The following is a 14,627-nucleotide window of genomic DNA, read 5'->3' on the forward strand; positions in this document are numbered from 1 at the left end:
TATTCAAGCAATTTAAATATTATTTCTCTAAATAGGTATAGCCGTATAAGCCCGATCGGTAGTTCGATAAAAACTCTTTCCCTTCCTTGGGCGAAATTTTACCTTGCTTAACCGATGCAGTTACCCATGCCTCAACCGTACGTACCAGTTTTTTAGGGTTGTACTGTACGTATTCCAAAACATCAGCAACGGTTTCGCCATCTATTATTTTATCAATAGAGTAGCCCTCTTTAGTGGCTGATAAATGCACTGCATTAGTATCGCCAAACAGGTTGTGCAAATCGCCAAGTATCTCTTGATACGCACCCACTAAAAATACGCCTATGTAGTACGAGTCGTTGGCTTTAAGCCGATGAACCGGTAAATTGTAGCTAATATTTTTAGTAGCAATAAAATTCTCAATCTTACCATCCGAATCGCATGTAATATCCTGTATGGTAGCTTCCACATCAGGCCTTTCGTTATGGCGATGAATCGGAATTATCGGGAATATCTGATCAATGGCCCATGAGTCGGGTAAAGACTGAAACAAGGAGAAATTGCAAAAGTATTTTTCCGATAATAGTTTCGATAAAGCATTCAATTCATCCGGCACATGCTTTAGGTTTGATGCTATTTTGTAAATATCGCGCGCAATGCTCCAAAACAAACGCTCAATTTGTGCACGTGTTTTAATATCTAACAAACCCAAGCTAAAACGATCTAGGGCTTCTTCGCGGATGAGTTGCGCATCGTGCCAAACCTCTAACATTTTAGATTGATTTAGGCATTCCCGCGAGTTATACAGCTCTTTAACCAAATCGTGGTCGTTTTCGCTTAGCTCCACTTCGTTTTTCCAAAGCGGGGCACACGACGATTCTAACACTTCAAATACCAATACCGAATGGTGCGCCGTTAATGAGCGGCCCGATTCTGTAATGATGTTAGGGTGTGGTAGTTCATTTTTATCCGACACATCTACCATGCACGAAATAGCATCGTTCACATACTCCTGAATACTATAGTTTACACTGCTTTCGCTATTGGCCGATTTGGTTCCATCGTAATCAATGCCCAAACCACCGCCTATATCAACAAACTCAACTTTAAAGCCCGATTTATGAAATTGAGCATAAAATTGTGATGCCTCGCGAAGGGCAATTTTAATGCGGCGAATATTGGTTACCTGACTACCAATATGAAAATGGATGAGCTTTAAGCTGTCCTTCATATTAATGGATTCAAGATAATCCATGGCCTCAATTAAGTCGCTCGATGTTAAACCAAACTTACTTACATCGCCACCCGAACTTTCCCACTTGCCGCTACCCGAGCTGGCCAGTTTAACACGGATTCCAAGGTGTGGTGTAATGTTTAAGCGCTCAGCAATGGTAGTAATCATTTTAAGTTCGTTGAGCTTTTCAACTACCAAAAATATACGACGGCCCATTTTTTGCGCCAACAAGGCCAACTCAATGTAATCTTCATCCTTGTAGCCATTGCAAATAATCAACGAATCGTTATTGGTGCTTGATGCAATAACAGCATGCAATTCAGGCTTTGAACCTGCCTCTAAACCAATGTTGAACTTTTTACCATGACTTACAATTTCATCAACCACAGGCTGAGTCTGATTTACCTTAATGGGATACACCACAAAGCTTTCACCCTTGAAATCATATTCAGCACTTGCTTTCCTGAAGCAGTCGTTCATTTTTAGGATTCGATTATCCAATATATCCGGAAAACGTAGTAAAACAGGCGTGTTTATATCACGCACCTGAAGTTCATCAATCACTTCCTTTAAATCGATGCTGTTACCATCTTTTTTAGGTGCAACGGTTACATTTCCTTTATCGTTAATTGAGAAATAATTAATTCCCCAGCCTTTAATGTTGTAAAGTTCAACAGAATCGTCAATGCTCCACTTTCTCATTTTATTCTTATACTAAAACCTACCGTAGTAGCTGTTATTGCTTGCTTTTATAAATAATACTTAGGATGCGATAAATCAACTTTGCAGCCAAATAGTCGGGTGCTTTATTGGCTTTGTTAGGGCATAATTCTACCACATCAAATCCTACAATGTTTACCTTGGATGCCACTGTTTCTATAAGGTCAATCACATCATTAAACAATAATCCATCCGGTTCAGGCGTACCTGTAGAGGGCATAATAGAGGTGTCAAACACATCTAAATCAATGGTGAGATAAACGTTTTTATTGAGCTGCTTCAGCACCTCCTTTTTCCATGTTTTCTGCTTTCTAATCTGATGTCTGAAAAACATGGTGTCGGCATTAACAAAAGCCTTTTCTTCCTCGCACATGCTGCGGATGCCCACCTGTACAATGGGTGCCACTTCGCGTGCCTGATACATAGCACAGGCATGGTTATTTTCAGAACCCTCGTACTTTGGGCGCAAATCAGCATGCGCATCTAACTGCAGTATACTAAGGTCTTTATACCTTTGTGCATAAGCCTTAAAAGCGCCAATGCTTACCGAGTGCTCGCCACCAATTAATACCGTAAACTTATTGTTTTTAAACTGCTCGTTAACGGCTTTTTCAACGGCCAAAACCATGGCTTCCGGACTGGCTTTTTCATCCACAGCGGCTAGGGTATAAATACCTTTTTTGCTCACGTCCAATTCGGTTTCGATATCATACATCTCCAAGGTTCCTGAGGCCTCAATAATGGCTTCAGGGCCTTTGTCTGATCCCTTTATCCAGGTACTTGTGCCATCGTAGGGAACAGGAAGAATAACCATTTCAGCCTTGTTGTAATCGAGGCAATAGCCATCTTCGCCACAAAAGTGTTTCGAAAAATCTATGTTCATCATCTTAACTTAAGCGTGATTTGTAATCGTGATAACCAAACTCTTTAACGAGTGTAAGTTGCCCCATATCCGAATTAAATTTGTAAATATTAGGCAAGCGAACGCCATTAAACGTGGTGTTTTTAACCATGGTATAATGGGCCATATCGCCAAACAAAAGTTTATCTCCAATGCCTAATGGCGCATCAAAACTATAATCGCCAATTACATCGCCCGCCAAACAAGTTACACCGCCCAAACGGTAGGTGTGTGCTTTTACATTGGGCTCATCGCCATTTTCGATAAACGGACGGTAAGGCATCTCCAAAACATCCGGCATATGGGCTGTGGCCGATGTGTCCAGAATCGCTAAATTCATTCCATTATTGAACACATCTAAAACCGAAGACACCAATACGCCGGTATTTAAAGCAATAGCCTCGCCAGGTTCTAAATAAATCTTCAGCTTATACTTATGCTTAAAATTGTTTATAATTCGGATGAGCCTTTCAACATCGTAATCGGGGCGGGTAATATGATGCCCACCACCAAAGTTAATCCACTCTAGCTTATCAAAATAAAAACCAAACTTCTCTTCAACCACCGCAAGGGTACGCTCAAGCGCATCGGCATTCAGTTCGCATAGGTTATGAAAATGCAAACCTGTGATGCCCTCAAAATCATCTAAGCCAGCCTTGAAGTTATCAAGCGTAGTGCCTAAACGACTGTTGGGACCACTAGGATCGTAAATAGCCGTATCGGTTTCTGAATGCTCCGGATTCACTCTAATGGCCGTTTGAATATGCGGATGCTGCTTTAACTGTTCCTTGAATCTGTTCCACTGCCCAAGCGAATTGAACACAATATGATTGGCTAATTTTACATGCGCATCCATATCAGCCTGAGAATAGGCAGGGGCATAGCAATGCAACTCGCCGCCAAACTCATTACGACCAAGCATAGCCTCGCTAACCGAACTAGCTGAAGTACCGGGTAAATATTTACGAATAAGCTTTGCCATGCTCCACATAGCAAAACCTTTAAAGGCCAAAAGGATTTTAGCACCCGTGTTATCTTGCACATATTTAAGCAGCTTGAGGTTCTCCTCAAGCTTACTTTCGTTAACAATATAACACGGTGTTTTTAACTCATTTAGCTGCTGCTCCGAAAGCTTTACTCCACCGAACTGTTCCATTCTTCAACCTGCCAAGGTAAACCATAAGCATTTAAATCGTCCATAAAAGGATCCGGATTTAATTGCTCCATATTGTACACACCAGCTTGCTTCCATTTGCCAGTCAATATCATTTTGGCGCCAATCATGGCAGGAACACCTGTGGTGTAAGAAACAGCCTGCGAACCTACTTCCTTATAGGTTTCGGCATGGTCGCAAATGTTATAAATAAATTTACGCGACTTTTTGCTGTCTTTAATACCCTCAATAACACAACCAATGGATGTTTTACCAGTGTAATTCTCAGCCAAAGAGCCAGGATCAGGCAACAGACGTTTCAGAAACTCAAGCGGCACTACCTTCTGACCCTTATAATCTACCTCGTCGATACGATCTAAACCTAAATTTTGAATCACACGCAAGTGCGTTAAATACTCTTCGCCAAAGGTCATCCAAAAGCGGATGCGCTTCAGGCCTTTAATATTTAGGCATAGCGATTCCATTTCCTCGTGATACATCAAGTACATTTTACGTGTACCAACACCTGGAAATTCAAAATCTTGTTTTACAGATAATGGGGCAGTTGTATGCCATTCGCCTTGATCCCAATAGCGCCCGTTGGCTGTAATTTCGCGAATGTTAATTTCAGGATTGAAATTGGTAGCAAATGCTTGTCCATGGTCACCGCCATTGCAGTCCACAATGTCTATTTGATGAATCTCATCGAATAAATGCTTTTGCGCATAAGCACAAAACATATTGGTAACACCTGGGTCGAAACCAGAACCAAGCAGAGCCATTAAACCAGCATCTTTGTATTTCTCCTGATAAGCCCACTGCCATTTGTACTCAAATTTAGCCTCATCTTTAGGCTCGTAGTTGGCCGTGTCAAGATAATCGACACCTGTTTCCAGACATGCATCCATTATGGCCAAATCCTGATAGGGCAGGGCCACATTAATCACCAACTTAGGCTGGTGCTTTTTGATTAGAGCAACCGTTTCTTCTACCTTATCAGCATCTAATGCTTCGGTAATAATTTCACGGTTCAAACGCTGTTTAACGTCTGCTGCGATTTTATCGCATTTACTTTTGGTACGAGATGCTAATACAATCTCACCAAAAACTTCCGGAACTGCTGCGCATTTATGTACTACTACATTACTTACGCCTCCGGCACCAATAACCAATACTTTGTTCATTTTTTTATGACAAAAACTAATTGTTTAAAAAATGTAATGACTCTCATTAGGGCCAAAACTCAAAAATACTCACTGTGTTAAGAACGCTTTGCAATTATCTATTAACCAATCTTTTATTTTGATTTAAGTTGGTTTCAAGAAAAAAGCCCGCAAATATATACTTTTATTTGATTTAAATGTATTAAAAAAATTACAGAACTAATTTCTCTTCAAATAAAAAGAATGTGTTCGGTGTAAGTATTCTTAATTCAGTTGATTATGGGTGTGGGTTGGTCAGGTGTTTTTATGAAATTTCTTAATAATACAATGGAAATTAGTATTGATGCTAGGGAATAAAAAGACTAGCTAGCATCAATTGTGATCCTTTTATTTATCAATTGAACAATTTAAAACTTCCCAATTATTGTTTGTTTTTAGCAAGTTTACATTGGCTTTAAAGTTCCCATTTTCGGCAACGATGGTAAAGAGTAAATCCGATTCGCCTGTTTCTCCTGAATTTGTTATACCACCGCTAACGAGTATCCCATAATAAGAAATATTGCCGGTCTGCTCCTTTATAACAGTATTATTCTCGCAATAGTGTTTGGCGGTTTTAAAAGCGTTTGAATTTTCAAAAATTAGAAAGCCCATTAAAACCATACCCATCCAACCAATAATTGCAAAAGTCCAGGTTTTTAATAAGTGCTTAAACATAAAACTTATTCCTGTAAAAGGATTTTTTCTCATTTTCCTATTTAGCTCCTTGGCTATTTTTAAAAACTTTGGATAATGTCCTCGTGTAGCTTTATAGTATTTAAACCAATGAAAGATGCCAAATAAGGTGATTATTGGAGCGCTAATAAGCCCAATAGTAGAATAGGGTTGATAGTTATAGAGCTCGCCATAAAATGAAGCAATCCATAATAAACATCCTATTAAAATTGCTGGTCGATGATTGAGGTTTGTATTCATATGAGTGTATTTATAGTATTAGTTGGTTTAGTGTGAAACTACTTTATGTCCAATGATTGAGATAATTAATGTGCTAATAAAGAATATGCGACAAAAGGTAGCAGGTTCTTTAAATACAAGGATTCCAACCAACACGGTGCCTACGGCTCCAATGCCTGTCCAAACGGCATAGGCAGTTCCAATGGGCAATTGTTGTGTTACCTTAACCAAAAGAAACATGCTTACGGCTAAGCAAAGTAAGAATCCAAGATACCAGTATGTAGCTTGAATCTCAGTAGCTTCTTTAGCTTTACCCAAACAGGCAGCAAAGGCTACTTCAAACAGGCCGGCAATTATTAATAGTATCCAATTCATGAGTTATTGTTTATAATTGTAAGTGCTGTTATTTTTTATACAATAAAAACTAAAAATATACTGACCAATAAACTGATTACCAATCTCAATAACATTCGGTTATCAAATAACTTTATTGAGTGTTCACTTTTTTTTAAATAGATGAATAGGATTAATGCAATGGTAACCGAAGGAATTGTAACTAATAACATACTCTTTGAGCCGGGAAGATGCATAATAGTGTAAATTATTCCTATTGCTGTAACGCTTAAAGATATTGCAGAAACTTTTGAAATTACTTTAGCCAATTCGGTAAATTTAGCATCCTCATTAGGGTAGAAGGCACTTAAAAAGTAAAAGATGCCAAGAATACCCAATGGTGCTACAATAATTATCTCGAATGCTGAACTGATGTACTCTGTTAATGAATAAAACAGTATAAATACAGGCACTAAAAAAAGTTCTAATTTATTTAATCGGGGTTTAACCCATTTGCTAACCTTTACTAATTGTTCGTTTTGTTCCATGGTGATTTTGTTGATTATTTAGTGAATTGGATGTTTATTTATTTAGGCTTTTCCTTAAGGCTACCTGTTGCTTCTGAAGATTATTCAAATTGTATTTATTCAAATTCCGATTGGTTTTCCGTTTTATTCATTATGGTTTCTACAATGTCAATTTCTTCTAAATCAAGTTTTGTCGCATTTTTGAAGGATAGTTTTAATTCATTTTGTTTGGCGGCAATCATTCCGTGAACAATATTTTCGATATTACATCCTGCAAGGAAAATGGTTTCTAATTCCTCCTTACTAACTTTGATACCACCTTTATTAGCAGCAATTAAACCTTTTACAATTTTTGCTGGGGGTACTTTTCTAATGCGCATCATTATTAAGTCTAGTAGCGATATTTGAATGCCTGATACTCTTGTTGCAAACCAGAGTAAGAAAGGCACATAATATAAAAGAATAAAAAGTATTACGATTGTAATTGATAAATAGATTATAGGAGGGGTGCTATTATTTAAAATTAAATATAAATGGGAAAATAAAAGTTACTAGAATGGTCCAGACTGTATATATTGGCAGATATTTGGCTATGGTTATTTCAACTTCGTTAATATCTTTTCCTTTAAAATTCACTCTATGTAAATCAATCATAATTAAAATAAGATGTCCAAAAATTAAAAGGTTTGAACCTAAAACCGCAGTTCTATTAGGGGTAAAGCCAAATTCACCTAGGCGGTATAATATCGCTGACAATGCTATCAGATTAATAATTAAGGTTATTATGGAAAGCATAAGAAGTGTTAGTTCGTTAAACTTTTGTATCCTATTTCCTGAAGTTTCAGAAATAGTGAATACAATTATTCCCATGACCCCTAAGAGCATAATGTTAAAAACAATTAGAAAGTCTCTGTCGTTATAGGGATCCTTACCTGTTATTAAAATACTTATTAAGTATATTACCAAAGTAATAAGTATTAGTGGACTAAAAATACTTGCTATTATTGGAGCAATTTTATTGCTTACTGTAGGGAAGCTTTTAACAATATAAGTGGCCACAATTGGAGCAGAAACTAATCCGAGAATAACGATATACTCAAAGTAAAAGTCCTCAATTTGTAGATCAATGGCAGAAAATAAGCCCAGTGTTATGCCAGTTAGAACTCCACCTGCAATTAGGATTATAGCCGAAAGAATAGCTATATCACCATTGTATTTTATGAAATCAATTCTTTTAGATTTGTCTTTGGTATCAAAATCAATGTAAATCAAACCATATATGCTCCATAATAGGAATGGCAAATGTAAATAGGCTAATTCAATTGAATTACTGTCTTTATTTGAAGGCAATACATTTATATAGATAGCAGAAATACCAAATATTACAATTGAATTGATAAGGTGCTTGTAATTAACTTGATTTTTTGTGAGGAATGAATACGCTGATAATCCTAATAGTATGATTAATCCAACATTTTTTTCGTAGAAGAAATAATTGTGAAGATTAATATCGAAAAAGTGTGGTATTTTAACGAGGAAACCAGTACTTAAGCAGATAAGAACCAAAAAGAAAACATCTATTTTTCTAACTTCTGGCTTTGATTCATTTGAGTTAGAAAATTCCAATCGAGCTTTCCAAAAATTAGCAATATCAGAATCTGCAATTTGAGGGTAAATATCAAAGAATGTTTGTTGAAAGCTCTTTTTATCACCCCTATATATTTGTTCTAACTTTTCTGGGTTATCAATGTTTTCTTTAATTTTTGTTTCCATAATAATTTAGGTTCTGATTATTATATTCTACTAAAGAGATATTATCTCCATTTACTAATTCGTTCTGTTTTTTCTTCAAACTCTGATGATAAAGAATTAATGCGCGATTGCAAGAGTATTTTTCTTCCTTCAATAGTTCTTGTGTATACTAACTCACAAGCGCCTACAAGCTTTCTCCATTGTTTTTCAAAGTACTCTGCTGTTTTTTTATTTCGACCAATAAATTCAGGCACTGAGTGATAATCTTTCTGAGAAATGAGCTTAAGAAATAGTTTTTTTCTGATTATTAAATACCGTGGATTATCAACGGTAGAGATTATCTCTTGTAGCGCTTTGATAAATGTTGATTTCTCATATGTTGTTCCTCCCTCAAGGTGACAATATATGGCTCCAAAATCGTTAACAGAAGACACTACTTCTAATTTGGAATGTTCGGTGTTTATAATATTCATTTTTATGAGGGATTGCAATAGTGTTTCACCTATTTGGTGAATGTCTTTTGAAATATCATGATATTTGATAAATAGCCTGAAAGTTAAGTAGGTTTGTCTGCTAAAAAATAAAACACCAATTGCGCCAATAACCATAAGAACTTTATATAAATCTTGCTGAGAGTGGATATTCTTTGCAGTCCTACCAAAAATTTCTAAGATCCAATCTAAGAAGGCTATTAAACTAGATCCTAATACGGCAAACATATTAGCGATAGTTTTATCGTAGTATAGTTTCTTTGTTTGTTTGTAATTTTTATCCTCAGGGAATGGAACTTTTATTTCTTCGGTTAGCGATTCACCATTTACAAGTGCAGCCTGCCATTTTTGTTTTAATAATTCTCTTTCTCCTGCATTTAATTTCATCTTTTTATTAAAGTCATTTAAGTGCGAAGAATTAAGCTCCTCAGGTAAATTGAGTCTCTCTATGCCGTTCTCAATTGTTGTATCATTTCCATTGGATACACCTACAAATGATTTAAAACGTCGTTTTAATAATTGAATATCATCTCCACCATGCATGTCAGAACGATCTACACAGACTAAATGCCATATGTTACTTGTTTTGTTAGGATTATTTCTATCAGAGCGGATGGCCCTACCTCGCATTTGGTTTGAGAGAACGTATGACCCAACAAAACTTGCTAGTATTAAGGAGTTGATTGTTGGTGCATCCCAACCTTCACCTAGCAAAGACTTCGTGCCTATAAGAATCTCGATTTCACCTTGTTCGAAAACTTGCGTTACGATCTGAACAATGTCATGCTTCAGCTTTTCACTAGCGTTTATAATTATATATTGTTGATCATAAGGAACCGAAGAGTGAGTGAAGCTATTTATGTTTACTGCCTTTGCAGCTTCAACAAAAGCGGGTAAAGATTTCTGAGGAATAATAATTAAAGAACCGGTTAGAACTCCTAGTTTTAGATTCCTATCATTTGTTCGTCTTAATTGCTCAAAAATAGGAAGAACTCCGATTTTGTTTAAGGCAAGGTTATTTACAGGTTCATTTATTAAAAAGTCTTTACGAATATAATCCGTTAAAATAACCATCCGTAACTTGTCATTTAGGCAATCATGTTCGAGATCAACTATTTTGTCAATGCTTTTTAGCTTGTTTAAAGAATTGCTAAGAGAGCTATTAATCTTTTTATTATGCCTAAACCTAATTGTTTTCTTTTCTATCAATCCATTTCTTTTAAGCTTATTAATAAGACTTTCTTTGTGCTCATAATAGTCACTATAGTTATTTTTATCAAATAGGTAGAATGAAAGGAGAATCTCAATCCATTCATAATTAAGTGGAGGAATTTCAAATTTCTTGTTTCCTATTATTTCCACATGCTGTTGGCTAACAATCTTTCCTGCTGCTTTCAGAAAAATAAGTACGGCAGAGTAATATTCTAGATTAGAGTAAATCGAATCAAGGTTTTCTAAAGGGGCTTCATAAATGGGATGAGACATGAGAGCATTTATAAAGCTCTCGTCTTTTATAATATCATTAAAAACTATTAATGCTTTCTTTCTATGCTGCGAAATAAAATTGTGTTCCCCTTCGGTAGGTTCAGATATTAAAACATAGTCTTGGTGCGGGCAAAGATCATTTTCAACAACAAGTTCAGGTACGGATATTTCTGCATCAACTGGCCCATTCAAGTCTATATACCTTTCCCATTCTTTATATGACACATCATATGGAGGAGTTGCTGTTAAGCCAACAATAGTTGGTTTAATTGAAGTTTTAACTGCATTTAATGATTTCCACCATTCGTTTTTTAAATGATGTGCCTCATCAACTACAATTGTTCCAATATTTTTTGCTTTTAAGGCTTTAACAATTTCTTTCGTATCAATAATTCTCGTAGCTTTTCGATTAGACCTCTTTTCTAATTCGTCTTCATCGTCTTCAATTTCTTCATCAATTGTTGTGTTTGTGCAAGTAGCATGGAGTGCTTGATAAGTAACAATCGTTAAAAACTCAGGCTTTTTAATATCTCGAGAAATCCAGTTAGGTTGTTTATTAACTTGTAAAAATAACTCGCAAAATCTCTGAACCCATTGGTTACGTATGGCTATGGTAGGGGCAAAGATTAAGGTTGGTTTATTTAATCGTATTGCTACTTCTAGTCCTAGAACCGTTTTCCCTGAGCCGGGAGGGGCAATAATATGCAAATGATTATCATCAAGGTGCTCTTCTAAATCAAGGAGTACTCTTTTTTGATAGGGTCTCCATTTGTATTTAAACTTTATATCTTTAAAGTATGCTTCCAATGTTTTATTATTTGATTAAGCTTGATTTTTTGATTATAAAAAAGATACGCTTATGAATGCCTTTGTTACTATTTAGTATGACTAAGCAGATGATAAAATCTAATTAATTCTTAAAACGATTTAAAGTATAATACATCATACCGTTGTGTTCTTTTTCAGATAAAATGATTTGATTAGGGGAGACCTTTTCAATTTTCATACTTATAGAGTTAAAAATAGCCGAATTAGAATTGTTTTTTTCTATCAATTTCCATTTGCCATACTCTTCAAAAAGTAATGTATCAGTATTAAGAGTAATTTGTTTTCCTAGAGTACTTACCGACAAGGTTCCTTTGTGTTTTCTTCCATTTTCTAAGGCATTTTTAGAAATAGTCATGCAATAAGTGTCATTGTTTTTAAATTCATATTTAGTAGCAAGAGCCAATATCTTTGCATTCTGAATTAGTGGTTTGGGTACGTTCTTCATATCTACTTTTAAATCTGTAACCTTCCAATTACCAACCATTTCGTTTGAAATATTATTTGAGCAAGAAGCGAATAATAACACCATAAGGGTGCAACTTAATTGGAGTAGAACTTTCATTAGGCGTATACTTTTGGGTTTTTGTAAAAGAAAATATTTTAAGCAGTGTGTTTCGTCCTTGTCAATAATCAGCATTGATTGGATTTAGTGAATAATGACTTTATCAGGCCTGAAAATAGGGAAATAATTAACAAATGCTTAGTTTGGTTTGACTAAATGTATGCTTTACATATTAATTTATAACGAGACTAAATTATTTAGACGTAAGCATGATCCCTAAAGGTTATCAATACAGTTTGTTAAGAAAAATAGACTATTTATAGGATGTTTTATTCGAGCGTATTTTTTTGAGTATCTATGTAAAACAACATAAAAAAACCACCATAGCTTTTGCCATAGTGGTTTTAAAATGATATTAATATCTTAATTGTAATCTGAATCTCATTTATTCAGATCAGTGTGACCTAATCCAGTGGAATAAAAAGTGAGTATGAGTTGCCATTTTTTTCAAGTACGGCTACAGTTAAAACTTTTGCTTTACCATCCTCCATATAAATAAATGGTCGTTCAAGTCGCCCAGCTAATATTTCAGTGCCGTCTGCTTTTTGTATGGCTTTATCAAGTACTTTATAATGTTTTGCTTTTTCCCAACTAAGGCCATCCTCCGATGTTATCATACCCATATATCCAAAGGCATGGTATATTCCATAATATCGCTCTCTAGTTGCATCATACCAAATTGCTGGATCCTCTGAATTTAAATTCCCAACAGCCAATTTAGGTTGAATTACCCATGGTCCCATGGGTGAATCAGACAAGGCTATAGCCTGACTTCGTATCAATTCATTTTGCGAAGGCCATTTGCCATTGGCATATTCAACATCTGGTTTGTCACCTCGAATAATCATTATGTATCCGCCATCCGGTCTTTGTGTTACAGCAGGGTTGCAGGTAATTTGTGCAATAGGGCCTGAGGGTTCAACAAGAGGAGTGTTAAACCGTTCCCAAGGGCCATTTACACTCTCAGAAACAGCAACTCCAATACGTTGATTCATTCGAACTAAAGCTCTAAACTCATTAGTAATTCCACCATGCCTGGCCTGTTCCCACTCAGATTCAGTTAAGGTTCTGCCTCCTGTGTTTGTTGACATATAATATAAGTAGTACTTACCATCAAAAAACTTAATTCTGGGATTATGAGCGGTGTGGGCATCCCAAAAACCAGCTCCACGTCCTTCTAAAACAACTTCTTTATGCACATACGGTCCGCAAAGCGAGTCTGCCACAGCATGAGAAACAATACCATCAGTAAGCCATGAGCTAAAGCCAATTTCTTCAGACATTTGTGCGTAGAAAAGGTGGTATTTTCCATCCTCACCTTTTACTATAGAAGAGCCCCAATTGTGATAATCCGCATTTATTAAAATGTTATCTTCATTAACCTCTAATAATTTGTCTGCTAAATTTAGGTCATCTGTGCTTTTTTGTGATATCATCTGCAGTGGGAAACAGAATAGTATAGCGTAGATTATCTTCTTCATAAAACCATATTCTTTTAAATGTGTTATTTGCGAAGCTAATAATAGCGTAATTATCAACATTTTTTAATGTGAATTATCATGCTGCAAATTATTTCAAATTGATTTTATATGCTACAATGGCTTTGTTGTTATGATATAGCGTTAGGTAACCACGTTTTATATTTTTTATAGGTATACTAAAACTAGTTTTTCCTTTGTTGTATTTAGTTTTAAGCTTTGTAGAATATTTATCTTTGCTAAAGGCATAACTAAGCTTACTTATTTCTGTATCACAATTAATTGTAAATTGTATGGCATCGCCTTTTACTTTCTCTATTACCCCATTATTCGGCTTTATTATTTGTATGTTAGAATTAATAGCAGACGAATAGTACAATGGCAAGTTTGCAAAATCTTTTTCGTTTCTTTTAACTAGTAACCATTGTTCATCATCAGGAAAGTGCTTTAAAAAGAAAAGCTCAGGGGCAGTGCAAAAGTAAGTTTCATCGTAATCTTGAGTAAATTTATTGGTTTGGGCATTTACGCTTCCTGCACCCCAAGTGGAATCAATTAATTCCCATTTACCATCTAATTTAATGGCATTCCAAGCATGATCACTTCTTTTTGGTAATTTTCCAATATCATGAGTTGTGGTTTTCGAGGTTCCGCTGATAATTACACATTCAATATCACTTAAGTCGCAGAGCGTTTTAAATAAACGCGAATAGCCATCGCAAATGGCCTTGTTCTTTTTAAATAGCTTGGTAATAATTTTATGATTGTACTTGCCTTCTATTTCCAGTTTCTCTTCTTGCGTGCGATAAGAATATGATTTCGGCTTTATATTGGCATTAGCAGCAGGTACATCGTAAGCTATATTATGAGTAATCCAAACATAAATTGCGCTGGCTTTTTCTCTGTCAGTTTTATAATCAGAATTAATTCTTTTGGATAATTTTTCATAGTTAGAAATAGATTTTGGATAATTGATCACTGTTTGCTTTATGCTTTCATTAATTTGAGCTGATAGTGATAAGCTAATAAATAGGGCAATAAGAGAAGTAAGTGTTATTTTGAACATGCTATAA

The 14,627-nt window shown here is 35.6% G+C and carries 13 protein-coding genes; all 13 read right to left on the bottom strand.

The genetic code is table 11. The features are described 5' to 3' along the window. Positions 1-19 precede the first annotated feature (19 nt). Positions 20-1,915: a biosynthetic arginine decarboxylase gene (speA, locus tag QMO11_RS05260; RefSeq protein WP_282036349.1), complete on the bottom strand. Its 1,896-nt coding sequence runs from the start codon at positions 1,913-1,915 to the stop codon at positions 20-22. Between the two features lie 34 nt (positions 1,916-1,949). Further along, positions 1,950-2,816 carry an agmatinase gene (gene speB, locus QMO11_RS05265; RefSeq protein ID WP_282036350.1) on the bottom strand — a complete coding sequence of 289 codons (867 nt, stop codon included), beginning with the start codon at positions 2,814-2,816 and terminating at the stop codon, positions 1,950-1,952. 4 nt (positions 2,817-2,820) lie between these two features. Then, a complete protein-coding gene (gene nspC, locus QMO11_RS05270) occupies positions 2,821-3,990 on the bottom strand; it encodes a carboxynorspermidine decarboxylase (protein ID WP_282036351.1) in 1,170 nt (389 codons plus the stop codon). Then, positions 3,969-5,171: a saccharopine dehydrogenase family protein gene (locus QMO11_RS05275; protein WP_282036352.1), complete on the bottom strand. Its 1,203-nt coding sequence runs from the start codon at positions 5,169-5,171 to the stop codon at positions 3,969-3,971. The genes nspC and QMO11_RS05275 overlap by 22 nt, the downstream gene beginning before the upstream one ends. A gap of 366 nt (positions 5,172-5,537) precedes the next feature. Next, the gene (locus QMO11_RS05280) at positions 5,538-6,122 is read right to left on the bottom strand and encodes a hypothetical protein (RefSeq protein WP_282036353.1); all 585 of its coding nucleotides are present in this window, start codon (positions 6,120-6,122) and stop codon (positions 5,538-5,540) included. Positions 6,123-6,149: 27 nt separating this feature from the next. Next, positions 6,150-6,476, bottom strand: coding sequence for a DMT family transporter (locus QMO11_RS05285; protein WP_282036354.1), 327 nt, complete (start codon positions 6,474-6,476; stop codon positions 6,150-6,152). 35 nt (positions 6,477-6,511) lie between these two features. Continuing rightward, positions 6,512-6,982 (bottom strand): hypothetical protein, encoded by a 471-nt coding sequence (locus tag QMO11_RS05290; protein ID WP_282036355.1) that lies wholly within the window; start codon positions 6,980-6,982, stop codon positions 6,512-6,514. A 95-nt stretch (positions 6,983-7,077) separates the two neighbouring features. Beyond that, positions 7,078-7,485, bottom strand: a complete 408-nt coding sequence (locus QMO11_RS05295) for a flotillin-like FloA family protein (protein ID WP_345741852.1) — start codon at positions 7,483-7,485, stop codon at positions 7,078-7,080. Continuing rightward, positions 7,475-8,734 carry a DUF4153 domain-containing protein gene (locus tag QMO11_RS05300; RefSeq protein ID WP_282036356.1) on the bottom strand — a complete coding sequence of 420 codons (1,260 nt, stop codon included), beginning with the start codon at positions 8,732-8,734 and terminating at the stop codon, positions 7,475-7,477. Before QMO11_RS05300 ends, QMO11_RS05295 begins: the two co-directional genes overlap by 11 nt. A gap of 41 nt (positions 8,735-8,775) precedes the next feature. After that, positions 8,776-11,496, bottom strand: coding sequence for a DEAD/DEAH box helicase family protein (locus QMO11_RS05305; RefSeq protein WP_282036357.1), 2,721 nt, complete (start codon positions 11,494-11,496; stop codon positions 8,776-8,778). A 103-nt stretch (positions 11,497-11,599) separates the two neighbouring features. After that, positions 11,600-12,079, bottom strand: a complete 480-nt coding sequence (locus QMO11_RS05310) for a hypothetical protein (RefSeq protein WP_282036358.1) — start codon at positions 12,077-12,079, stop codon at positions 11,600-11,602. Positions 12,080-12,483: 404 nt separating this feature from the next. After that, on the bottom strand, positions 12,484-13,560 hold the full coding sequence (locus QMO11_RS05315) for a glycoside hydrolase family protein (RefSeq protein ID WP_282036359.1): 1,077 nt from the start codon (positions 13,558-13,560) through the stop codon (positions 12,484-12,486). A gap of 88 nt (positions 13,561-13,648) precedes the next feature. Then, positions 13,649-14,620: a transglutaminase domain-containing protein gene (locus QMO11_RS05320; RefSeq protein ID WP_282036360.1), complete on the bottom strand. Its 972-nt coding sequence runs from the start codon at positions 14,618-14,620 to the stop codon at positions 13,649-13,651. Between the last annotated feature and the right edge of the window lie 7 nt (positions 14,621-14,627).

Source organism: Saccharicrinis aurantiacus (assembly GCF_947489045.1).
In the GTDB taxonomy this organism is placed as follows: Bacteria; Bacteroidota; Bacteroidia; order Bacteroidales; family Marinilabiliaceae; genus Saccharicrinis; species Saccharicrinis aurantiacus.